The organism is Leucobacter manosquensis (assembly GCF_018304845.1).
Classification (GTDB): Bacteria; Actinomycetota; Actinomycetes; order Actinomycetales; family Microbacteriaceae; genus Leucobacter; species Leucobacter alluvii.
In genome coordinates this window covers 2,117,046-2,138,145 of record NZ_JAFEVO010000001.1, presented here as the reverse complement: position 1 = coordinate 2,138,145, position 21,100 = coordinate 2,117,046, and the positions used below count along the sequence as shown (strand labels likewise).

Here is a 21,100-nt window from a genome sequence, read left to right as displayed (position 1 = left end):
GATGGCACGAGTCGAGGTGCACCCCGATCGCGTGGTGATCCGCATGACCGCTGCCGAGCGGTTCGCCGCGATGCGCCGCCGGGACATCGTGCTCGATCGGTCTGCGATCACATCGGCCATCGTCACGGACGACCCGTGGGTCTGGGTGCGTGGCGTGCGAGTTCCCGGTGCCGCCATTCCCGGCCGCCTCGCGGCAGGAACCTGGCGCAATTTCACCGGCAGGGATTTCGTGCTGGTGCGCAGAGGCCGGAAAGCGGTCGTCATCGACTTCGAGAACCCCGAGGGCGCCGAAGAGGATCACGGCTGGCAAGGCGAATTCGACCACTTCTCGCGGGTGATCGTCTCATCGGTGCACGCGGGAGAGCTCATTCAGGCCCTGCGGCTCGATGGCGGCGAGACCGCGGTCGATACCGAAGCCTGACGCGCCGGCGCGCGGCGAAGCCGGACGAGAACCGGTGCACGCCCGCTCGGTGCTGGATACCCGGTACCGAGGCGAGGCGCGGGGCCAGCGGGTCAGTCGCGGACGAGCACGAGCGAGTCGAGATCGAGACGCGTGCGCGGGGCGAGCTCACGTTCGCGGAGCACTTCGGGAAGGCTGTCAGCTGAGCCGAGCTTGCCGATCGCGCTGATCGAGACCGGCACGAGACGATCCTCCAGGTCGAATGCGGCGCGGATGGCGTCGCGGTCGAACCCGCCGAGCTGATGCAGGTGCAGTCCCTCCGACGTTGCTTGCACGCTGAGGTGCGCGACCGCCTGTCCGAGGTCGTATTCCGCCCACGGCCGAGCGTTGCCCTCGGCGTCGGTGGTCTCCGCGACGTTCACGATGAGTGCGCCCGCGTTCACGGCCCATTCGCGGTTGAACCCGACCAGGGTCTCGGTGATCCGAGCGAAGATCTCACCGCCCCTGCGTGCGATGATGAACCGCCACGGCTGGGTGTTGTTCGCGCTCGGCGCCCAGCGGGCGGCCTCGAGGATACCGCGAAGAGCGCCCTCAGGGAACGAGTGCGTGGTGTCGAAGGCGCGCGGGCTCCAGCGTTCGGCGAGAGATTCGATGACGGGTGCGCTGGTGATTGCGGTGCGCGGGCTCACGATGGGGCTCCTCAGGTTGTGCGAACGGGGTATCCGACTGACTGCAACTGCGGGGGCGCGCGGACTATTCCCGGTTCGAAGGCGAACGTGGCGGCTGCTCGATTCAGCCGAGGAGCCAGGCGACGCCCGCGATGATCGGCAACGACGCGAATGTGGTGAGGAAAACGGTGTCTCGCACCATCGTCTCTCCGCGTCGGTAGGTGGCGGCGTAGTTGTACACGTTCTGCGCGGTCGGCAGTGCCGCGATGGTCGTGGCGACGAAGACCTCATGCGCGCCGAGGCCGAAAGCGGTTGCGAGGCTCCAGGTGACCACGGGCATGAGCAGCAGCTTGAGCGCGGAGGCAGTGAAGACCGCGGCGCGGCCGGTGCCGCGCTGGAGGGCGCGCTGCCCGTAGAGCGAGATGCCGAAGCTCAGCAGGACCATCGGGATGGCGGCGTCGCCGAGCATTTCGAGCGGGGCCGAGACGATCTCAGGGATGGGGAGGCCGATGAGCGCGACGATGAGGCCGAGCACCGACGCGATGATGATCGGATTGGAGGCCGCGCGTCCGAGCGCGGCGAGGGCGCCGTGGAAGGCGCCTCGAGGCCTCGGCGCGGACGCCGCGGCCGCCTCTGCCTCGGGAGCGCCGTCGACGAGTCTGCCGGTGCGCGTCGCCTCGAGCATCGACAGAATGGTCGGCGCGAAGCAGAGCAGCTGCACGAGAATCAGTGGCGCCACGTAAGCGGCGTCGCCCAGGATGTACACCGCCACCGGCAGCCCGAGATTGTTCGCGTTGACGTATCCCGAGCAGGCAGCGCCGAGTGTCGTCGTTGCCAGGTCGCGCTTGAACCAGAGACGGGAGGCGATGACGAAGACGGCCGCGACGATGACAGCGGCGAGACTCGTGATGAGGATCACGGGTGACAGGATGACGCTCGGGTCGCTCTGTCGGAGCACGGTGAACAGCAGCGCCGGGGTTGCGACGAAGAACGCCACATTGTTCAGCACGCGGCGCTGGTCGCCCTGCACGACTCCGAATCGAGCGGTGAGGTATCCGGCTCCGATGATCCCGAGAATGAGCGCGAACCCCTGCAGCACTCCGAACATTCAGCTCCTCCCGGCCCCTCCCATCCTAGGGGGAGGCCCGGAGATCACCCGAGCGCCGCCGCTGCCTCTGCGGCGATGATCCGGGAGAGATCGTCGAGCACGGGGGAGTCGAGTTTCCAGCGCTGCCAGAAGAGCGGCATGAGGATCGGCCGGTCGCCGAGCGCGACGAGGCGCCCGTCGGCGAGCCCGGCTGCGCACTGCAGTTCGGGGAGCATGCCCCAGCCCATGCCGAGTTCGATGGCGTGCGCGAACTCGGCCGAAGATGGAATGAAGTGGCGGGGCGGTGCGACGGTGGTCCGCGTGATTCGGCGGATGAATCGCTGCTGGAACACGTCGTGCCGATCGAACTCCAGCTGCGGAGCCGTGGCGAGCGCGGCCCCGGTGACGCCATCCTCGAAGTGACGCGCTGCGAAGGCGGGGCTCGCCACGGCGAAGTACCGGTCGGTGCCGATGCGGGTCGAGGTGCATCCGGGCACGGCGGTGGAAGTCGCGGTGAGCGCGGCCATAGCGGCGCCGCTGCGCAAGCGCTCGGTGGAGATGGTCTCATCCGCGCGCATCACCTCGAATGCGGCGCCGGTTTCGCGGGAGGCTCGTGCCAGCGCCGGAACGAACCACGTGGCCAGTGAATCGGCGTTCACGACGATCGGAATCAGCGTGCCGGTCGCCTCGTCAGCGCCGAGCTCCGCAGCGACATCGACCGCGATCTGCTGCACCTGACGGGCTGCGCGCAGCGCGACGGCTCCGGCAGCGGTGACGGTGACGGGACGCGTGCGCTGGAGCAGGACCGTTCCGACACGCTGCTCCATGGCGCGCACGCGCTGGCTGATCGCCGACGGCGTGATGTGCAAGCGCCGCGCCGCGCCTTCGAAGCTCCCCTCGTCGAGGATCGCAGCGAACGTGGCGAGGTGCTCGACGGGGAAGTCCATGCCCCGATCTTAAGCAGAATTCATGATGGTGAAGGATATGCACGCAGGTGCAATGAGGTCCTCCGCCCCTGCGCATCGTACCTTCGAATGGTGATCATTCCTTTTCTCATCGGCGCGGGCAGCGGGCTATCGCTCATCGTCGCGATCGGTGCTCAGAACGCGTTCGTCTTGCGGCAGGGCATCAGGCGAGAGCACGTGCTTCCCGTGGTGCTCATCTGCGGACTCGCCGACGCGATTCTGGAATTGCTGGGAGTCGCCGGGATCGGACTCGTCGTCGAACGCGCACCGGTGCTCCTCGAGATCGTGCGCTGGGGCGGCGTCGCCTTTCTGCTCTGGTACGCCTGGTCGGCGGCGCGTCGAGCCCTGCGCCCCGCCGGGCTGGTCGCCGGACAGGCCGACGCCGCGTCACTGCGGCAGACCGTGACGGCCTGCCTGGCGATCACGCTGCTCAACCCGCACGTGTACCTCGACACGATGGTGCTGATGGGGTCGCTGGGGAACGCGCAGGGGGATCCGGATCGCTGGTGGTTCGTGCTGGGCGGGGCCCTCGCGAGTCTGTGCTGGTTCGTCCTCCTCGGGTACGGCGCACGAGCGCTCACGCGCTTCTTCGAGACCCCTCGATCGTGGCGCATCCTCGACTCCGTAGTGGCTGTCACGATGCTGGTGATCGCGGCGCGCATCGCCTTCGGCGGCATCGGCGCCTGAGGCCAGAGCTCGGGAGAGGGCTAGCCGGCGGGCGGCGGCACCAGGCGGTAGAGCACCTCGGGGCGCCCGCGCTTGCCGTAGCGGTGCGCGAGGTCGATCGCACCGGTCTCGACCAGATGATCCAGATAGCGTCTCGCGGTGGCGCGGGAGATCTCGCACCGTTGCGCGAGCTCCACCGCGGAGAGCGGAGCCACGGGATCGAGCGCGGAGAGCACCGCCGACAGGGTCACCTCGGAGATGCCCTTCGGCAACGCGGCATCGGCTTGATCCCGCTCAGCGCGCGCCGGTGCGCGGAGGTCGATCCGCCCGGTCGACTGCAGGCGATCGATCTCCCCCTGCCCGAGGGTCATCTCCCGCGCGGCGGCTGCGGCATCCCGGCGTTCGTCTCGGTAGCTCGCGAGGCGCGCATGCAGGGCCTGCTCCGTGAACGGCTTGACGAGATACCCGATGACGCGCGCCGCGAGTGCCTGCCGCACGGTCACCTGATCGCGCGACGAACTGATCACGAGTACGTCGGGAGAGGCCTCCCGCACCGTGCGCAATCGGTTCAGCACCTCGATGCCGCTGACGTCGGGCAGACGCATGTCGAGGAGCACGAGATCCACGTCACCGCGCAAGCTGTGCTGCACGGCCGCGCGACCCGTGCCGACCGTCGCCGTCACCGCGAACCCTGGGGCCCGCGACACGTAGTGCCCGTGCAGCTTGCGCGCGCCGGCATCGTCGTCGACGACGAGCACGCGAATGGGGGCCGGATCAGACGGGCTCATGTGCGCGCCTCGAGCTCGAAGCGGAACCGGGCGCCGCCCAGATCGGATCGCCCGACCTCCACGGTGCCGTGCCGGTCGGCGATGACGCGTCGCACGAGGTCGAGCCCGATGCCGCGCCCGAACCCCGTGGCGTCGCCCTTCGAGGAGAAGCCGCGCGCGAACACCCGGTGAGCGGCCGGCGCCGCGATTCCCGGTCCGTCGTCGGCGACCTCGCCGTGCAGCACGCCGTCGGCCTCGATGAGTGCGCAGCGCACCCGAGTCGCGCCCGCTTCTCCCGCATTGCGGCAGAGATTCGCCAGCACCAGGGTCACGTCCTCGTCGACATCCCGCTCGACGTCGATGGCCGTCTCGAGCACGGCTCCGAGCCCTCCGAGCTCCGCCCGCAAGGCGTCGAGCGTCGCGCGCAGCAACGGGTGGTGGACCTCGGCGGGACCATCGCTCTCGTCGATGGGGGCCGCGCTGGCGATGTACGCGAGCGCCTCCGTCGTATCGCCGTGGGAGACGAGCCCGTGGATGACGTGGAGTCGCGTGTGGAACTCATGGGTTTGCTCCCGCAGGGCGGCGGACGTTCGCCGCATGCTCTCCGCCTCCGTGGCAAGCGCATCGAGGCGGCGGAATCGTCGCTCGAGGAGCGCCGCGAGTGCGGAGCTCGCGAGCGTGCCGATGAGCAGGGCGCCGAGAGCCCAGGGCAGCAGCTGGCGGAGCGCACCCTCGAAATCGGCCGATATGCGCGACTCGAGAATGCCGACGGAGAGGGAGCCGATCACAGCGCCGGCATCGTCGCGGACCGGTACCTTCGCTCGCAGCGTGGTGCCGATGGTGCCGCGTTCGGTGCCCAGGAACTCCTGCCCGGCGAGCACGTCGTCGATCGAGGTCGACACGTGCCCGCCGCGCAGCGCGGGGGTGGGGTGCGTGATCCGGATGCCCCGATCGTCGGTGATGACCAGGTAGTCGACGCCGGCCGCCTGCTCGACGACGTCTGCCAGTGGTTGCAGTTCGCGCGTTGCATCGCCGACGTCGTCACCCGTGCGTTCGAGTACCGAGCGCACCTGGTCCAGCTGCGCCAGGCTGGTCGCGACGTCGCGCACCCGCTCGCCGGTGGCCTCGCGAATGCTCGACTCCTGCACTGAGACGGCGATGCTCGTGGTGACCCCGACGCTCGCCAGGACGAGCAGGGTCGGGAGCAGCAGGATCGCGAGCCGCGCGAAGCGCGACGTCGACCAATGCGGCATCGCAGCACCTCCTGTCACAACCGTCGCCTTCCGCTTTGCGCGCCCCGGATCGCGCCGCTGCGATCACCGTGAGCATTTATGAGCACAAATCGCGTGGAGCGGGCGCGCACGGGAAATGGTTGACATCTTATAGGCGTCAGTGCGGCACAACGGCGTCCGCACGAAGGAGTGAACATGACAGATACACCGCAACGAAACGTGCGCCGCACGGTGCTGCGCGTCATCGGCGGCGCGATCGCCGCGTGCGCCGTCGGCGTGGCCGCATTCGGATCGATCAGCTCCGCGTCGGCCGGCAGCGACATCCACTCGTCATTGACCATCGTCGCCCCGGCCGCAGCGGGTGGCGGCTGGGACACGGTCGCGCGTGAGATGCAGCAGGCGCAGCGTGCGAACGGCCTGAGCACCAATGTGCAGGTCGTCAACATGCCGGGAGCCGGGGGCACGATCGCCCTGGGCAACCTGTCGACGCTCGAGGGGGAGGCGAACACGATGCTGGTGGGAGGCACCGGGCTGCTCGCCGCCACCATCCAGTACGGCTCGGATGCGACGCTCGACGACGTCACCTCCCTCGCCGTCGTGTTCGAGGAGTACGACGTCATCGTCGTGCCGGCCGACTCGCCCTATGAGACTCTGGACGACCTCGTCGAGGCCTGGCGCGACGACCCGAAGTCGATTCCGTGGACAGGAGGCGGCTCGTTCGATCAGCTCGTCGTCACCGATCTTGCGCTCGCCGCGGGGATCGAGCCCACCGAGACGACGTACATCTCCTCGGACGGCGGCGGCGAGGCCGTCGCAGCGCTGCTGAACGGCACGGCCCAGGCCGCAACCGGGGGCTACCCCGACAACATCGACCAGATCGAGTCGGGCAGGCTTCGGGCGCTCGCGATCGTCGCCGAGGAGCCCATCGAGGGAATCGACATCCCGACGGCGCGCGAGCAGGGCTACGACATCACGCTCGCGAACTGGCGCATGCTCGCGGCACCGGCGGGGCTCACCGAGGAAGAGACCTCCGGGCTCAGCGAACTCGTCGCTGACACGCTGGCGACGCCCGAGTGGGCAGCCGCCGTCGAGCGCTACCACTGGACCGAACAGGTGATCACCGGCGACGACCTGGACGCGTTCCTCGCGGAGGAACGGGATCGGATCGCTCGCCTGTATGAGGAGATGGGGCAATGACGCCGACCAGCAACCCGACCGCGATGTCCGCGGTCGTCGGCGAGGAGATTCGCTTCTCGACCGGGAGCCCGCGCACGACCGCCTGGCTCAAGCATCTGATCATGCCGGTGCTGCTGCTGGCATTCGCCGCCTATCTCGGCTTCGGCATGCTCACCATGCGCGTTCCCGAGGGCACCGCATTCCCCGGCCCGCGCTTCTTCCCAGCGATCATCGCCGGCGGGCTCCTGCTCTTCGCGATCCTGCTCATTCTCGCCGCGGCGAGGCAGCTTCGCGCCGACAGCGCCGCACGTACGGCTGCGACTCGCCAGGTCGATGACTTCGAACTGCTCAGCTCGGAGCACGACGCGCTGGCGGAGCGCGACGGAGCGACGGGCGATGGAGCTGCGCGTGATGGAGCGCGCGCGGTCAAGATCGACTGGCGGTCCCTCGCCTGGGTGATCGGATCGTTCGCCGCGTTCGCCCTCCTGCTCGACGTGCTCGGGTGGGTCATCGCGGCCGGCCTGCTCTTCTGGTGCGTCGCACGCGGCTTCGGCTCTCAGAAGCCGATCGCGAGTCTCGTGACGGGCTTCACCGTGAGCTCGCTCGCCTACATCGCGTTCGACATGGCGCTCGGCATGTCGCTGCCCTCGGGCATTCTGGGCGGGGGGTTCTGACCATGGAATCACTCCAGCTCCTGATGGAGGGCTTCGCCGGAGCCCTCACCTGGCAGAACCTCGTCTGGGTGCTCGTCGGCTGCCTCCTCGGCACCGCCGTCGGCGTCATGCCGGGCCTCGGCTCGTCGATGGCGGTGGCGCTGCTGCTGCCGGTCACGTTCTCGCTCGAGCCCACGGCCGCCTTCATCATGTTTGCCGGCGTCTACTTCGGCGGGCTCTTCGGGGACTCGACGATGGGCATTCTCATGAACACGCCGGGCCAGGCCTCGGCGATCGCCTCGACGTTCGAGGGCCACAAGATGGCGTTGAACGGCAAGGCCGCGCAGGCGCTCGCGACCGCTGCGATCGGCGCCTTCGTCGGCGGGTTCATCGCGTCGATCCTCGTCGTGTTCCTCGCGCCGGCGCTCGCCGACTTCTCCTCGAGCTTCGGCCCCGCCGAGTTCTTCGCGCTCGCGGTCTTCGCGTTCGTCGCAACCTCCTCGGTGGTCACCGATAACGCGGTGAAGGGACTCGCAGCGCTCTTCATCGGTCTGGGCATCGCGGTGATCGGGATCGACGGCGCCTCCGGCGCACCGCGCTTCACCCTCGACTCCCCGTTCCTGTTCGACGGCATCTCGCTGGTCACCGTCACCGTCGCGGTGCTCGCGCTCGGCGAGGTCATCTACGTCGCATGCCTCGAACGGCACATGAACGACAAGGCGATCATCAAGCCGAAGGGGCGCCCGTGGCTGTCGAAGGCGGAGTTCCGTGAGGCGATGCCGGCGTGGCTGCGCGGCACCGTCATCGGCGTCCCGTTCGGCGTGGTGCCGGCCGGCGGCTCGGAGATCCCGACCTTTCTCGCCTACGGTCTCGAGAAGCGGCTCGACGCGCGTCGCAAGACGCCCCGCTTCGGCACCGGTGCGATCCGCGGTCTCGCCGCCCCCGAGGCTGCCGGCAACTCGACGACGGGCATGGCGATGGGCGCCCTGCTCGCACTCGGTCTCCCGATCTCGGCGACCGCCGCGATCATGCTCGCCGCCTTCCGCCAGTACGGCCTGCAGCCGGGCCCGCTGCTCTTCGAGCGCGCCCCGGACCTGGTGTGGGTGCTGCTCGCGAGCTTCTTCATCGCGATGATCGTGCTGCTCATCCTGAACCTGCCGTTCGCGATGCTGTGGGCGAAGCTGCTGCTGATCCCGCGGCCGTACCTGTATGCCGGAATCACGGTCTTCTGCGCCCTCGGAATCTATGCCACGTCGGGCTCGATCTTCGACCTGTTCCTGCTGCTCGGCATCGGATTCGTCGGATTCCTGATGCGGGCGCTCGACTTCCCGATCGCACCGCTGATCATCGGCATGGTGCTCGGGCCGCTCGCGGAGACGAGCCTGCGCGACGCCGCGATGAGCGCGAACGGCGATTTCTCGGTGCTGGTGAGCGGGCCGATCACGATGGCGCTGTACGGACTGCTGCTGCTCGTGCTCGTCTTCGCGGTGCGGGGGCGGATCGTCGGTCGGCGCCGCGCGAAGGCGGCCGAGGAGGCCGATCGGCAGTCGGTCGGGGCGTAGGCGCTCGGGCGCGGTCTCCGTGAGAGGTCCGGCTTCGGTGGGACGCTCGGACGACGAGTCGTCCGACCGAAGCCGGATCTCTCACCGAACATGTGGCGCCGGGGCGGGCGCGAGGAACGCCGCAGCGCTCGCACGGCGATACGATTGCAGTCATGCCGATCTCCGCTCAAGACCGAACGTATCTCGACCTCGCCATCGAACAGGCGCAGCTGGGCTGGGACGAAGGCGGGGTGCCCATCGGCGCCGCCCTCGTGCGCCACGGCGCCGACGGACCCGAGGTGCTCGCCGTCGGCCGAAACCGACGCGTGCAGATGGGCAGCGTGATCCGCCACGGCGAGACCGACTGCCTCGAGAGCGCCGGTCGCCTCCCGGCGAGCGTCTACCGGGAGTGCACCCTCTACACGACGCTCTCGCCGTGCACCATGTGCGCCGGCACGGCGATCCTGTACGAGATCCCGCGCATCGTCATCGGCGAGCACCGCAGCTTCGAAGCCTCCGAGGCCTGGCTCGCGAGCAACGGCACGGAACTCGTGATCGCCGACGACGCGACCTGCATCGACCTGATGGATCGCATGATGCGCGAACGCCCCGAGATCTGGGCCGAAGACATCGGCATCGAGACCGACGAGCTCGCCGGCGGCGCCCGGGTCGGCGAGTGAGCGCAGCACCCGAGACCGAGACGGTCATCGACCGGGACTACCCGGTCACCCCCGTGCCGCAGCACGCACGCAAGGGATTCTTCTCGCTCATGGTGGTGCTGCTCGGCTTCACCATCTTCACACCGACCATGCTCGCGGGCGCCGCGCTCGGGCAGTCGTTCGCGCTGAACGATCTGCTCGTCGTCATCCTGCTCGGCTCCGCCGTGCTCGGCGCATACGTCGCGGTGCTCGGATGGATCGGTGCGCGCACCGGACTCACCACGGTGGTGATGGCCCGGTACACGCTCGGCAGCCGCGGCTCGAAGCTCGCATCGATCCTGCTTGGAGGCACGCAGATCGGCTGGTACGGCGTCGTGATCGGCACGATCGGCGAGCTCACCGCGCAGGCGTTCGGGTGGGAGAGCTTCGCCGCGAAAGCCGCGGTCATGGTGGTGGTGAGCGCGCTCATGTGCGCGACCGCCGTCTACGGGTACCGCGGCATGTACTGGGTATCGCTGATCTCGACTCCGCTGATCCTCATCCTCGCGTTCTGGGTGATGTTCCGGTCGCTCGAAGAGGTGGGCGGCTGGGCCGGTCTCGCCGCCGTGCAGCCGGATGCGTCGATGTCGATGCCGATCGCGGTCGCCGTCACCACGGTCGTCGGAACGTTCGTCTCCGCTGGCACGCAGGCGCCCAACTGGACGCGCTTCGGGCGCACGGGCCGCCAGGCGGTGCTCGCCTGCGTCATCGGATTCTTGATCGGCAACGGGCTGATGATCTTCTTCGGCGCGGTCGGCGCGATCACGTTCGGCGAAGGCGACTTCGTGCTCGTGCTCTTCAACCTCGGCCTCGTCGGCTGGGGGCTCTTCCTGCTCTTCGGCAACCTGTGGAAGTCGAATGCCGACGCGGCGTACTCATTCGGCGTCGCCGGTGCCGAGCTCTTCGAGAAGCCCAGCAAGACCCGGTTCGTGATCATCGGCTCGATCATCGGCACCGTGCTCGCGCTCTTCGGTGTCAACGAGCACCTGCCCCAGTACCTCGGGCTGCTCGGCACGTTCATCCCGCCCCTCGGCGGCGTCATCATCGGCGATTACCTCGCACGGTGGCGGCGCACCCAGATGCCAGAGGGGGAGGCGCTGCCGCGCGCGAACTGGGTCAACCTGGGCGTCTACGCGATCTCGTGCGCGCTCGCCTGGTTCGCCGGTGAATTCGGGATCGGGATTCCTCCGATCATCGGTGTCGTCGCAGCCCTGGTGCTGTCATTCGCCCTGGCGCGGCTGTCGCCCCGGCGGCCGCTCGCGGGCTGAAGCCGCTCGTGGGCTGAAGCCGTTCGCGGGCGGAGCGGGTCAGCCGGCGAGCACGGTCAGCAGTGCGTCGACGTCCGCCTCGGTCGTGTCGAACGCGCACATCAGGCGGTAGAGCCCGGGCTGCGTCGGCCACGCGCCGAACGCGAACGCGGACTGGGCCCGCGTTGCGGCCTCGGCGGGCAGCTCGACGAATACGGCGTTGGACTCGACGGGGTGGGCGATCCTGACCCCGGGCACGGTTTCTTCGAGGGCGCGCACGCCCGACGCCAGGCGCTGCGCGAGTTCGTTCGCACGCGTTGCGGAGCGCAGCCACAGGTCGCCCTCGTACAGCGCGAGTAGCTGCGCTGAGATGAAGCGCATCTTCGAGGCGAGCTGCAGGTCGATCTTGCGCAGATAGCGGATCCCGTCAGCAGCTTCCGGTCGCAGCACGACGACGGCCTCCGCACCCAACAGGCCGTTCTTCGTGCCGCCCAGGCTCAGCAGGTCGACGCCGACGTCAGTGGTGAGCTCGCGCAGCGACGCGCCGAGGTGCGCTGCCGCATTGCCGAGCCGGGATCCGTCGACGTGCAGCACCAAGCCGAGTTCGTGCGCCTGATCCGCGAGGGCGCGGATCTCATGAGGGGTGTAGACGGTGCCGAGCTCGGTCACTTGCGAGATCGACACCGCGCCCGCCTGAGACCGGTGCTCGCTGCCGAAGCCCCACGCCTCGCGAGCCACGAGTTCGGGGGTGAGCTTGCCGTCGGGCGTCTCGATGCCGAAGAGCTTGAGACCGCCGGTCTTCTCCGGGGCACCCGCCTCGTCGGTGTTGATGTGCGCGGTGCGAGCGCAGATGACGGCGCCCCAGCGGGGGAGCGCGGCCTGCAGTGCGAGCACGTTCGCGCCGGTGCCGTTGAAGACGGGGAACGCTTCCGCCTCGGCGCCGAACAGCTCCCGAGCCACCTCTTGGAAGCGGGCCGTGACCGGGTCGCCGCCGTACGCGGGGACGTGGCCCGTGTTCGCGAGCGCGAGCGCCTCGATCACCTCTGGGTGCGCGCCCGACCAGTTGTCGGAGGCGAACGCGCGGGAGACTGGCGCGGTGGCTGCTTCTGGCGATGCGGCGTGCTGGCTCATCGCTCCAGCCTACGCTCGGCGAGCCCGTGGCGGGAGCGCGGACCCCACGCGGAACCCGGCGGGGTCCTCCGATCGGTGGACATCAGGTCGCCCATCCGGTCGTTCCCCGCCGCTTCGGCACCGGGCAGTCTGGAAACATGAACAGCACACTCAGCTCCGCGGCCGTTTCGGTGCGCGGGCTCACGAAGCAGTACGGATCGCGACGGGTGCTCGACGGCGTCGACCTCGACATCGCCCGAGGCGAGACGTATGCGCTGCTCGGGCCGAATGGCGCGGGTAAGAGCACGGCCATCGAGGTGCTCGAAGGCGTGCGACGAGCGATGAGCGGCGACATCTCGGTGCTCGGCGAGCACCCGCTCTCGGCGCCGCGCGTATGGAAGTCGAGGATCGGCATCGTGGCGCAGTCGACCGGGGACGCCGGCCCCTACACCCCGCGTGAGCTGATCGCGCACTTCGCGACGCTCTACCCGAACCCTCGCGGCGTCGACGAGGTGCTCGATCTCGTCGGGCTCACGGAGCAGGCGAAGACGCGGGCGACGAAGCTCTCGGGCGGACAGCAGCGGCGGCTCGATGTCGCACTCGGCATCATCGGGCGGCCGGAGCTCGTCTTCCTCGATGAGCCGACCACCGGTTTCGATCCCGAAGCGAGGCGTCACTTCTGGGCGATGCTCGACGGCCTGACGGGTGAGGGCGCTGCGGTGCTGCTCACCACCCACTATCTCGACGAGGCGGAGTACCTGGCCGATCGCGTTGGCGTGCTCTCCGGCGGCAGGATCGTCGCTGAGGCGACGCCCGAATTGCTCGGCGGCGCCGAGGCTCGCACCCCGGTGGTCAGCTGGCGCGACGCCGCGGGGGTGCGTCACGAGGAGCGCACCGCTGTGCCCGGTGTGGTCGTCGAACGGTTGATGCACGAGGCGCGAGAGATCGGCATCCCGACCGGGCCGGCCGAGCTCGAAGTGCGACGCCCGGCACTCGAAGACATCTATTTGAACCTGATCGGCGCGAACGGAGCGGAACGATGACGACGAACGATGCGAAACGGGGGGCGGGTCCCGCTCAGGTGGCAGGGCCAGCGCGAGCGGCAGGAACGGACGCCTCGGGGCCCCACTCGAACGGCGTCGCACCCCGGCTCCCCGGGATCCTCCGCTCGGGGTGGAACAACATCGGATTCGAGTTGCGCGGTTACTTCCGGACGCCCGATGCCGTCTTCTTCACGTTCCTCTTCCCGCTCGTGATGCTGGGCATCTTCGGGGTCGCCTTTCAGACGTCCGGCGAGGTCGGTGCGCGGGCAGACGGCACCGGGGGCGTGACGATGGCCGCCTACTACCTCCCCGGCATGGCCGCTGCAGGATTGCTCCTCATCGGAGTGCAGAATCTCGCCACCGATATCGCCCGCGAGCGGAGCGACGGATGGTTGCGGCGCTTGGGCGGCACTCCGCTGTCGCCGGTGAGCTATTTCATCGGCAAGATCGGCATGATCCTCGTGACCGCCCTCGCTCAGCTGCTGCTGCTCATCGCGTTCGCCGTGGTCGCCTTCCAGGTGGAGCTTCCGACGGAGCCGGAGCTGTGGGGGCGATTGGCCTGGCTGTTCGGGCTCGGGATCATCGCGATGGCCCTCCTCGGCGTCGCGCTCTCGGCGCTGCCTCGCTCGTCGCGCAGTGCGACGGCGGTGATCCTGCCGGTGGTGCTGCTGCTGCAGTTCATCTCGGGCGTGTACCTGCAGTTCTCGATGCTGCCGGAGTGGTTGCAGCAGGTGGCGAGCCTGTTCCCGTTGAAGTGGTTGGCGCAGGGGATGCGCTCGGTGTTCCTGCCCGATCATTTCCAGTTGCAGGAGCTCGGGGAGTCGTGGGATCTCGGTCTCGTCGCCCTGAACCTGGCGGCCTGGCTCGCAGTGGGCCTCGCGCTCAGCCTCCTCACGTTCAGATGGCAGCGGCGGTCATAGGCGAATGCGTGAGCATTCGCGACCGCCGCTGGTGCCGCCCACGGCGGCAGCCCACGGAGCGGAGCGCGGGGTGAGCGGCGGTCATAGGCGAATGCGTGAGCATTCGCGACCGCCGCTGGTGCCGCTCACGGCGGCAGCCCACGGAGCGGAGCGCGGGGTGAGCGGCGGTCATAGGTACGAGATCGGCCTCGGTGCGCGGGGCGTGAGAGAGTGATGCCATGAGTCAGCTGGAGACACCGGGGATCGCGTCGGGGCGCTTTCCGCTGCGCTGGTGGGATGCCGGCGTCGTGGTCACCCTCGTCGCGATGGCCATTGTCGGCGGTCGCGAGCTGCAGTTCGACGGTGCGCCCGCGGCGCCGGATCGGGTGGCCTGGACCTTCGCGCCGCTGGCGGCGCTCGCGCTCTGGTATCTCGCGGTCGGGCGGCGCGTGATGCTTCGAGCCGTGCGCGATCTGCCTGCGACCGCTGCCGATGCGCTCTTCCTGGTCGGGCTGGTGCTGCTGGTGGGGGTTGCGACGTTCGGGGTGACCTCGTACGCCACGCTTCAAACCATCGGGTATCCGCTGGTCTGGACGGTCGCGCGCCGCTATCGCGAAGCGGTCGCATGGAGTGCAGCACTCGCGGTGGCGGTGTGCATCGGTTTCGTCGGCCCGGGTGACCCTTTCGGTCGCGCCGGCGGCTTCTGGGGTGCGTTCGCCGTCTCGGCCCTCTCGCTCGTCTTCGCGCTGGTCATGGGAACGTGGATCACGGGCATTCACGCGCAGGGGGAGCGTCACCGCGAACTCGCAGAGGCGCTGCGGCGCTCGCAGCACGAAGTGGCCGCGCTCTCGGAGGCCGCCGGTGCCTCTGCCGAGCGGGAGCGGATCTCGCGCGACCTGCACGATACGCTCACGCAGACGCTCACCGGTCTCGTGATGCTGAGCGAGCAGGTGGATCGCGCGCTCGCCGCAGGTGATGCCGCTGCCGCGCGGGATCGGCTCGAACGGGTGCGCTCAGCGGCCCGAGAGTCGTTGCAGGAGGCGAGGGTGCTGGTTGCGACGACCCAGCCGCTCGGCGACGGCGGCCTGGAGGCATCGATCGAGCGGACGGTGACCCGCCTCAGGGAGGATACGGAGCTGCGGGTGACGTGCGAGCTCGAGTCGTTGCAGCTGGATCGCGAGCGGCAGGTGATGCTGCTGCGGGCGACTCAGGAGGGCCTGGCGAATGCGCGCAAGCACGCGCAGGCGACGAGGATCTCGGTGATGCTGGTGCGCGGTGATGACGGATCCGTCGTCCTCCGAGTCGATGACGACGGGGTGGGGCCGCAAGCGGCGGGTGGCGGGGCCTCTGCAGGCGGGTACGGCCTGTCGGGCCTTGCCGACCGCATCCGAGGAGTGGGCGGTGAGGTGCGGTTCGGCGATGGGCCGGGGTGCGGTGCGCGCCTGGAGGTGCGACTGCCGGCGACCGTTGCGGCGGCCGCGCCCGGTCACGAGCGAGAAGGAGTTCGTTGATGGTACGCATTCTGGTCGTGGACGATCACCCGATCGTGCGTGCTGGTATCGCGGGTCTGCTCGCGACCGAGCCTGATTTCGAGGTGGTCGGCGAGGCGGCTTCCGGGGAAGCCGCGCTCGACCTGGTGTCGGCCGCGCGCCCGGACGTCGTGCTCATGGATCTCCGGATGCCGGGAATGGGCGGCGTCGAGGCCACCCGGCGACTCGCCCGCCTCACGGCGTCGCCTCCGCGCGTGCTCGTCTTCACGACGTACGAGGAGGATGATCAGATCCTCGCCGCCATCGAGGCCGGGGCGAACGGGTATCTCGTCAAGGCTGCGCCCGCTGACGAGCTGGCGGCCGGTGTGCGCGCGGTTGCCGCCGGGCAGACCGTGCTCGCGCCGTCGATCGCCGCGCAGCTGGTCGCTCGGGCTCACGCCGGCCCTGAGGATCGCGCGGAGCGGGGCCCGCGGCTCACTCCTCGGGAGGTCGAGATTCTGCGGTTGGTCGGGGATGGGATGAGCAACCCGGAGATCGCGGGGCGGCTGTTCATCGGCGAGTCGACGGTGAAGACTCACCTGCTGCGAGCGTTCGAGAAGCTCGGCGTGTCGGATCGCACGCGAGCGGTGACGCGCGCGATGGAGTGCGGGATCCTGTAGCGCTGCGCCGCGCCTGTGGATAACTACACGGGTGTGATTCACACTGTGGATGGTCGATGCTTCCGCGGAATCACGGCGTTCTTGAGGGTTGGTGCGCGCTTCCCTGAGCGGCTCTCGGGATGGTTGTGCACAGGACTGTAGCGGCACTGTGGAGAATTACACCGTTGTCATTCGGGCCGGGATCGGTCCGTTCCAGAGCTCTAACGCTGCCGCCAGTATCCGCAGAAATCGACCGCCTGCTTGGCGACGCCGCACTCGTTGACGAGGTGACGTCGGCCGCCGGTTGCGAGCTGCTGCTCGCCTGCGACGAACGCCGAGACGGGGCCAGCCGTCGCCGATGCCGGGAGTCCGCGAAGCGCATCGAGGGCCGCGGATCCGGGGTGAGCGCCCGGCTCGCGAACGATCCACTGCACGTCGACGCCGCTCGGGGCCTCGACCGGTTGGCGATCCGCAGCGTCGGGCACCTCGATGATCGCGTGGCCCGTGCTCTCCGGTCCGATGTCGCGCAGGACGCCGAGCACCGCGGGGAGCGCGCTCTCGTCGCCCGCCAGCACGACGCGATCGGCGTCCTCGACCGCGCGGTATCCGCATCCCTGATCGATCAGCGCCACCCGGTCGCCGATGGGGAGCGACGTGGCCCAGGGCGCGGCGACGCCCGCGTGCGCCGGATCATCCGATTCGTGCGCGACGAAGTCGATGTCCATCTCGTTCGTCTCGGGTCGGAACGCCCGCACGGTGTAGTTGCGGATCTCGGGCCGCGTCGCCTTCGGCAGGGCCAGGTACTTCAGGTACCCGCGAGTATCGAATCGATCGGACATGCGATCGAATCGGGTCGCTTCGCCGGCAACGGGCATGGCGAGTCTGAACCACTGATCGAAGCCGAGGTGACGCCAGCGTGAGAAGTCGTCGCCGCCGACGGTGAGGCGCACGAAGCCGGGGGATATGCGATCGGCGCGCAGCACCTCGGCCGTGACGAGACCGGTCTCCGCGTGGGCGACGACGATGTTGCTGGAGGGCATGGCGGATCCTTCGGTTCGCGGGAGTCGGCGGCATGACGCGGCCGGAGCACCCCAACGGTAGTTCATCAGATGAATGCTCCGCAAGTGCTCGTTGACAGACTCGGCGGCGGTATGTAGGTTCATTAGTGAAGTAACTAACCAAGGAAGCTGCGAGGCGAATCCGTCCGAGTCAGCGACCCCGACTGAAACGAGGTGAGGAGTGTTCGATGACAACCGTCCGATCTTCCTCCAGCTCGCCGACCGCCTCGCAGACGACATCCTGCGCGGCACGTACGACGAGGACGAGCAGGTTCCCTCGACGAACGAGCTCGCCGCGCACATGCGCATCAACCCCGCGACGGCGGGCAAAGGGCTCAGCCTGCTCGTCGATCAGGGGATCCTCTACAAGAAACGCGGCATCGGCATGTTCGTCGCCGCAGGCGCGAGGGCGCGTATCGCTCAGGAGCGTCAGCACGGCCTCACCGAGCGATTCGTGCGGCCGCTGCTCCATGAAGCCACCGCCCTCGGCCTCACCCACTCCGATGTCATCCGACTCATCGAACAGGAAGCGGAACAATGACCCAGATCGCTATTGAGACGCACGGGCTCACGCGGCGCTATCGCGGCGCCACCGCGCTCGACGACGTCACCGTGCAGGTGCACGCGAACACCATCACCGGGCTGCTCGGCCGCAACGGCGCGGGCAAGACCACCCTCATGTCGCTGATCACGGCGCAGGATCGGCCGAGCTCTGGCTCGGTCAAGGTCGGCGGCCACGATCCCTTCGAGCGCGCCGAGACCATCGAGCAGATGTGCTTCGTGCGCGATAACCAGCGATACCCCGACGATTACACCCTGAAACTCGCTACCCGAGCAGCACGATTCTCGTTCCCGAACTGGAATCAGGAGGTCGCGGATCGCCTCATCGACGCGTTCCGCATCCCGTCCAAGCCGATCATCAAGAAGTACTCGCGCGGACAGATGTCGGCGCTCGGCATCGTGCTCGGACTCGCCTCCCGGGCGCCCATCACCTTCTTCGACGAGCCCTACCTGGGTCTCGACGCGACGGCGCGGGCGATCTTCTACGACGAGCTGCTGCGCGATTACGCGGAGCGCCCTCGCACGGTCGTGCTCTCCACCCATCTCATCGATGAGATGGACCGGCTGCTCGAGCGCGTGATCGTGATCGACCAGGGGCGCATCGTGCGGCACGAAGACGTCGATGCGATGCGCGGGAGCGCCTTCCAGGTCGCGGGCAAGGCGAGCGAGGTCGACGGCTTCCTCTCAGGGCTGCCGGTGCTGTCGCGCCGACGCGTCGGCGGCCTCGCGACAGCGGTCGTCAACACGCCGATGACGGCGCAGCATCGAGCCGAGGCCGGCGGGCTCGAACTCGCCCCCGTATCACTGCAAGATCTCGTCGCCGCCTACGGCCTCGGCGACACCGTCGCGGACGACGGGGCGGACACGCATATGGAACGGAGCGCAGCATGAACCGCATCATCAATGTGACTCGCCTGCACATGAACAAGATCGGGAGCTTCGTCACAGTTCCGATCGTCATCCTCGCACTGGTCATGGTGATCTCGATCGTCATCGCGCTCGCCATCCAGCGCGCCACGGGAGGCGCGGGCGGTGCCGAGTACGTCGACGGAGCGCGGCAGAACGGCGGCGTCGTCTGGTCGCTGCCCGGATTCCTCGTCTACTACGGCGTGCAGGCCGTGGCGACGACCTATCCCTTCGCGCTGACGCTCGGAACCACGCGCCGCAACTTCATCCTCGGCACGATGCTCTCGAACGTGCTGCAGGCCGCGTACATCGCGCTCCTGCTGGTGCTGCTGCTCGGCATCGAACTCGCCACGGACCACTGGTTCATGTCGGTGTACGTGCTCGACGTGTATCTGCTCGGCGCCGGCGACCCGTGGGTGCTCGCCGTCACCGGCTTCCTCGGAGTGCTCTTCTGCCTCACGATCGGCGGCTTCTTCGGTGCGATCTGGGTGCGATTCGGGGCGAAGGGCCCGGCGATCGTGGGATCGGCCATCGGGCTCGTGCTCGCGGTTCTCCTCCTGGTGTTCGCACCGCAACTGCCGGAGATCGTGATGGGCATCACCCGGGCAGACATCGCTCTGGGGGCGATCGTCACGATCGTGCTGGCGCTCGTCGTCACCTGGTTCGCGATGCGGCGCGCGGCGGTGCGATAACGGCCGCGCATCTCCTGCCGTACGACGCCGAGCGGGCGCCGGCCGGGTTCGATTCGGAACCCGACCGGCGCCCGTCTCCGATGCTCAGCGCACGATTCGGGAGGGCCGAGTGTCAGCCCCGGCGCAGCGTCGCTTCGCGCGCGTCTCGCGACGCCTCCTCCGACGCGCGGTGCTCCTCGACGTCGGTGTTGTCGAATGCGAGCCCCTGACGGGGCGCGTTGTACAGATCGAGGTCGATGATTCCCTCGCGCTTCGCGACGATCGCGGGAACGAGCGCCTGACCGGCGACGTTCACGGCCGTGCGACCCATGTCGATGATGGGGTCGACTGCGAGAAGCAGCCCGACGCCCTCGAGCGGAAGCCCGAGCGTCGACAGCGTGAGCGTCAGCATCACGGTCGCGCCCGTCGTGCCCGCGGTCGCCGCGGAGCCGACCACCGAGACGATGACGATCAGCAGGTACTGCACGATCGTGAGGTCGATGCCGAAGAACTGCGCGATGAAGATCGCCGCGACTGCCGGGTAGATCGCGGCGCACCCGTCCATCTTGGTCGTCGCTCCGAGCGGCACGGCGAAGGAGGCGTAGCCGCGCGGCACGCCGAGGTTGCGCTCGGTGACGCGCTGGGTGAGCGGCAGTGTGCCGATGGACGAGCGGCTCACGAAGCCGAGCTGCACGGCCGGCCACACTCCTGAGAAGTACTGCTTCACGGAGAGGCCGTGCGACTTCACGAGAATCGGGTAGACCACGAAGAGCACCAGCGCGAGTCCGAGGTACAGCACCGCGACGAACCACGTGAGCGTGCCCATCTGGTTCCAGCCGTACTCGGCGACGGCGTTGCCGATGAGGCCGATCGTGCCGATCGGGGCGAGGCGGATGATCCACCACAGGATCTTCTGGATGATTGCGAGCGCTGATTCCGTGAGCACGATGAACGGTTCGGCCTTCTCGCCGATCTTGAGCGCTGCGATGCCCACGGCGGCCGAGATCACGATGACCTGCAGCACATTGAAGCTCGGGCTCGCAGAGAGCGCGCCGCTGCCGGCATCGACGCTGCCGGAAACGCCGAGCCCGAGGAAGTTGGTGGGGACGAGGCCGGTGAGGAAGTTCCACCAGGTGCCGACCGAACCGGGCTCTTCGGGGGTCAGCGCGGTCTGCGATGCGGTCGAGCCGGGTTGCAGCGTGACGCCGAGCACGATGCCGATGGTCACCGCGATCAGCGCGGTGATGGCGAACCAGAGCAGAGTCTGGCCCGCGAGGCGAGCCGCATTCGTCACCTTGCGCAACCCGACGATGCTCGAGACGATCGCCGTGAAGACGAGCGGGATCACTGCCGCGCGCAGTAGCGAGACGTAACTGTCGCCGATGGTCGCCAGCGTGGCGTGCAGGCCGTTGGGGTTGTCCTCGGCGTCGGGGCCGAGCGACATGGCGACGCCGCCGAGCACGAGGCCGATGACGAGGGCGGCGAGGATCTGCCACCCGAACGACGTCATCCAGCGGGGGAGGCGGCGAGCCCGATGCGGGGCGGCCTGAGTTGCAGACACGGTGAGGAGTCCTTTCGAGTGCGGTGCGGCGTGCGGAACCCAGACAGCTTAGCAAATCATTCG

22 protein-coding genes are annotated in these 21,100 nt (G+C 68.8%); 14 read left to right on the top strand and 8 right to left on the bottom strand.

Annotated features, from left to right (window positions below):
• The first annotated feature begins 1 nt into the window (after position 1).
• On the top strand, positions 2–421 hold the full coding sequence (locus JSQ98_RS09950) for a hypothetical protein (RefSeq protein ID WP_090153001.1): 420 nt from the start codon (positions 2–4) through the stop codon (positions 419–421).
• A gap of 92 nt (positions 422–513) precedes the next feature.
• Here JSQ98_RS09950 and JSQ98_RS09945 read toward each other — a convergent pair whose 3' ends face one another.
• The 3 genes from JSQ98_RS09945 to JSQ98_RS09935 all read right to left on the bottom strand — a co-directional run bounded on the left by JSQ98_RS09945 (position 514) and on the right by JSQ98_RS09935 (position 3,102).
• Positions 514–1,089, bottom strand: a complete 576-nt coding sequence (locus tag JSQ98_RS09945) for a nitroreductase family protein (RefSeq protein ID WP_211649530.1) — start codon at positions 1,087–1,089, stop codon at positions 514–516.
• Between the two features lie 103 nt (positions 1,090–1,192).
• Positions 1,193–2,176, bottom strand: coding sequence for an AEC family transporter (locus JSQ98_RS09940; protein ID WP_211649529.1), 984 nt, complete (start codon positions 2,174–2,176; stop codon positions 1,193–1,195).
• A 44-nt stretch (positions 2,177–2,220) separates the two neighbouring features.
• Positions 2,221–3,102: a LysR family transcriptional regulator ArgP gene (locus tag JSQ98_RS09935; RefSeq protein ID WP_211649528.1), complete on the bottom strand. Its 882-nt coding sequence runs from the start codon at positions 3,100–3,102 to the stop codon at positions 2,221–2,223.
• A gap of 87 nt (positions 3,103–3,189) precedes the next feature.
• On the opposite strand from JSQ98_RS09935, the gene JSQ98_RS09930 reads away from it, so the two are divergent.
• Positions 3,190–3,807, top strand: coding sequence for a LysE/ArgO family amino acid transporter (locus JSQ98_RS09930; RefSeq protein ID WP_211649527.1), 618 nt, complete (start codon positions 3,190–3,192; stop codon positions 3,805–3,807).
• A gap of 20 nt (positions 3,808–3,827) precedes the next feature.
• Here JSQ98_RS09930 and JSQ98_RS09925 read toward each other — a convergent pair whose 3' ends face one another.
• Together JSQ98_RS09925 and JSQ98_RS09920 are read right to left on the bottom strand one after the other, a co-directional pair.
• Positions 3,828–4,574, bottom strand: a complete 747-nt coding sequence (locus JSQ98_RS09925) for a response regulator (RefSeq protein ID WP_090152985.1) — start codon at positions 4,572–4,574, stop codon at positions 3,828–3,830.
• Entirely contained in the window at positions 4,571–5,806 is a 1,236-nt protein-coding gene (locus JSQ98_RS09920) for a sensor histidine kinase (protein WP_211649526.1), read from the bottom strand. Before JSQ98_RS09920 ends, JSQ98_RS09925 begins: the two co-directional genes overlap by 4 nt.
• Before the next feature lie 174 nt (positions 5,807–5,980).
• Here JSQ98_RS09920 and JSQ98_RS09915 point away from each other — a divergent pair, with 174 nt between their 5' ends.
• The 5 genes from JSQ98_RS09915 to codB all read left to right on the top strand — a co-directional run bounded on the left by JSQ98_RS09915 (position 5,981) and on the right by codB (position 11,121).
• Positions 5,981–6,982 (top strand): tripartite tricarboxylate transporter substrate binding protein, encoded by a 1,002-nt coding sequence (locus tag JSQ98_RS09915; RefSeq protein WP_090152974.1) that lies wholly within the window; start codon positions 5,981–5,983, stop codon positions 6,980–6,982.
• Positions 6,979–7,635, top strand: a complete 657-nt coding sequence (locus tag JSQ98_RS09910) for a tripartite tricarboxylate transporter TctB family protein (protein WP_211649525.1) — start codon at positions 6,979–6,981, stop codon at positions 7,633–7,635. The genes JSQ98_RS09915 and JSQ98_RS09910 overlap by 4 nt, the downstream gene beginning before the upstream one ends.
• A 2-nt stretch (positions 7,636–7,637) precedes the next feature.
• Positions 7,638–9,176 (top strand): tripartite tricarboxylate transporter permease, encoded by a 1,539-nt coding sequence (locus tag JSQ98_RS09905; protein WP_211649524.1) that lies wholly within the window; start codon positions 7,638–7,640, stop codon positions 9,174–9,176.
• A 152-nt stretch (positions 9,177–9,328) separates the two neighbouring features.
• A complete protein-coding gene (locus JSQ98_RS09900) occupies positions 9,329–9,835 on the top strand; it encodes a nucleoside deaminase (protein ID WP_090152965.1) in 507 nt (168 codons plus the stop codon).
• On the top strand, positions 9,832–11,121 hold the full coding sequence (gene codB / locus JSQ98_RS09895) for a cytosine permease (RefSeq protein WP_090152962.1): 1,290 nt from the start codon (positions 9,832–9,834) through the stop codon (positions 11,119–11,121). Before JSQ98_RS09900 ends, codB begins: the two co-directional genes overlap by 4 nt.
• A 39-nt stretch (positions 11,122–11,160) precedes the next feature.
• Here codB and JSQ98_RS09890 read toward each other — a convergent pair whose 3' ends face one another.
• A complete protein-coding gene (locus JSQ98_RS09890) occupies positions 11,161–12,231 on the bottom strand; it encodes a threonine aldolase family protein (RefSeq protein WP_211649523.1) in 1,071 nt (356 codons plus the stop codon).
• Between the two features lie 137 nt (positions 12,232–12,368).
• Between JSQ98_RS09890 and JSQ98_RS09885 the strand changes: the two genes are divergently transcribed.
• The 4 genes from JSQ98_RS09885 (at position 12,369) to JSQ98_RS09870 (ending at position 16,301) form a co-directional block, all read left to right on the top strand.
• Complete coding sequence (locus JSQ98_RS09885; protein WP_211649521.1) at positions 12,369–13,253, top strand: ABC transporter ATP-binding protein; 885 nt, start codon at positions 12,369–12,371, stop codon at positions 13,251–13,253.
• Complete coding sequence (locus JSQ98_RS09880) at positions 13,250–14,173, top strand: ABC transporter permease (protein ID WP_211649519.1); 924 nt, start codon at positions 13,250–13,252, stop codon at positions 14,171–14,173. Before JSQ98_RS09885 ends, JSQ98_RS09880 begins: the two co-directional genes overlap by 4 nt.
• A 218-nt stretch (positions 14,174–14,391) precedes the next feature.
• Positions 14,392–15,663 (top strand): sensor histidine kinase, encoded by a 1,272-nt coding sequence (locus JSQ98_RS09875; protein WP_211649518.1) that lies wholly within the window; start codon positions 14,392–14,394, stop codon positions 15,661–15,663.
• Positions 15,663–16,301 carry a response regulator gene (locus JSQ98_RS09870; RefSeq protein WP_211649516.1) on the top strand — a complete coding sequence of 213 codons (639 nt, stop codon included), beginning with the start codon at positions 15,663–15,665 and terminating at the stop codon, positions 16,299–16,301. The genes JSQ98_RS09875 and JSQ98_RS09870 overlap by 1 nt, the downstream gene beginning before the upstream one ends.
• A 200-nt stretch (positions 16,302–16,501) precedes the next feature.
• Here the strand turns inward: JSQ98_RS09870 and JSQ98_RS09865 are convergent, their stop codons facing one another.
• Positions 16,502–17,320, bottom strand: coding sequence for a siderophore-interacting protein (locus JSQ98_RS09865; RefSeq protein WP_211649514.1), 819 nt, complete (start codon positions 17,318–17,320; stop codon positions 16,502–16,504).
• A 199-nt stretch (positions 17,321–17,519) separates the two neighbouring features.
• On the opposite strand from JSQ98_RS09865, the gene JSQ98_RS09860 reads away from it, so the two are divergent.
• Genes JSQ98_RS09860 through JSQ98_RS09850 form a run of 3 tightly spaced genes read left to right on the top strand, consistent with a single transcriptional unit; the run spans position 17,520 to position 19,497 of the window.
• The gene (locus tag JSQ98_RS09860; RefSeq protein WP_211649512.1) at positions 17,520–17,879 is read left to right on the top strand and encodes a GntR family transcriptional regulator; all 360 of its coding nucleotides are present in this window, start codon (positions 17,520–17,522) and stop codon (positions 17,877–17,879) included.
• A complete protein-coding gene (locus JSQ98_RS09855) occupies positions 17,876–18,790 on the top strand; it encodes an ABC transporter ATP-binding protein (RefSeq protein ID WP_090152937.1) in 915 nt (304 codons plus the stop codon). The genes JSQ98_RS09860 and JSQ98_RS09855 overlap by 4 nt, the downstream gene beginning before the upstream one ends.
• A complete protein-coding gene (locus JSQ98_RS09850; protein ID WP_211649510.1) occupies positions 18,787–19,497 on the top strand; it encodes a hypothetical protein in 711 nt (236 codons plus the stop codon). Before JSQ98_RS09855 ends, JSQ98_RS09850 begins: the two co-directional genes overlap by 4 nt.
• 112 nt (positions 19,498–19,609) lie before the next feature.
• Here the strand turns inward: JSQ98_RS09850 and JSQ98_RS09845 are convergent, their stop codons facing one another.
• The gene (locus JSQ98_RS09845) at positions 19,610–20,986 is read right to left on the bottom strand and encodes a dicarboxylate/amino acid:cation symporter (protein WP_249291115.1); all 1,377 of its coding nucleotides are present in this window, start codon (positions 20,984–20,986) and stop codon (positions 19,610–19,612) included.
• Positions 20,987–21,100: the final 114 nt, after the last annotated feature.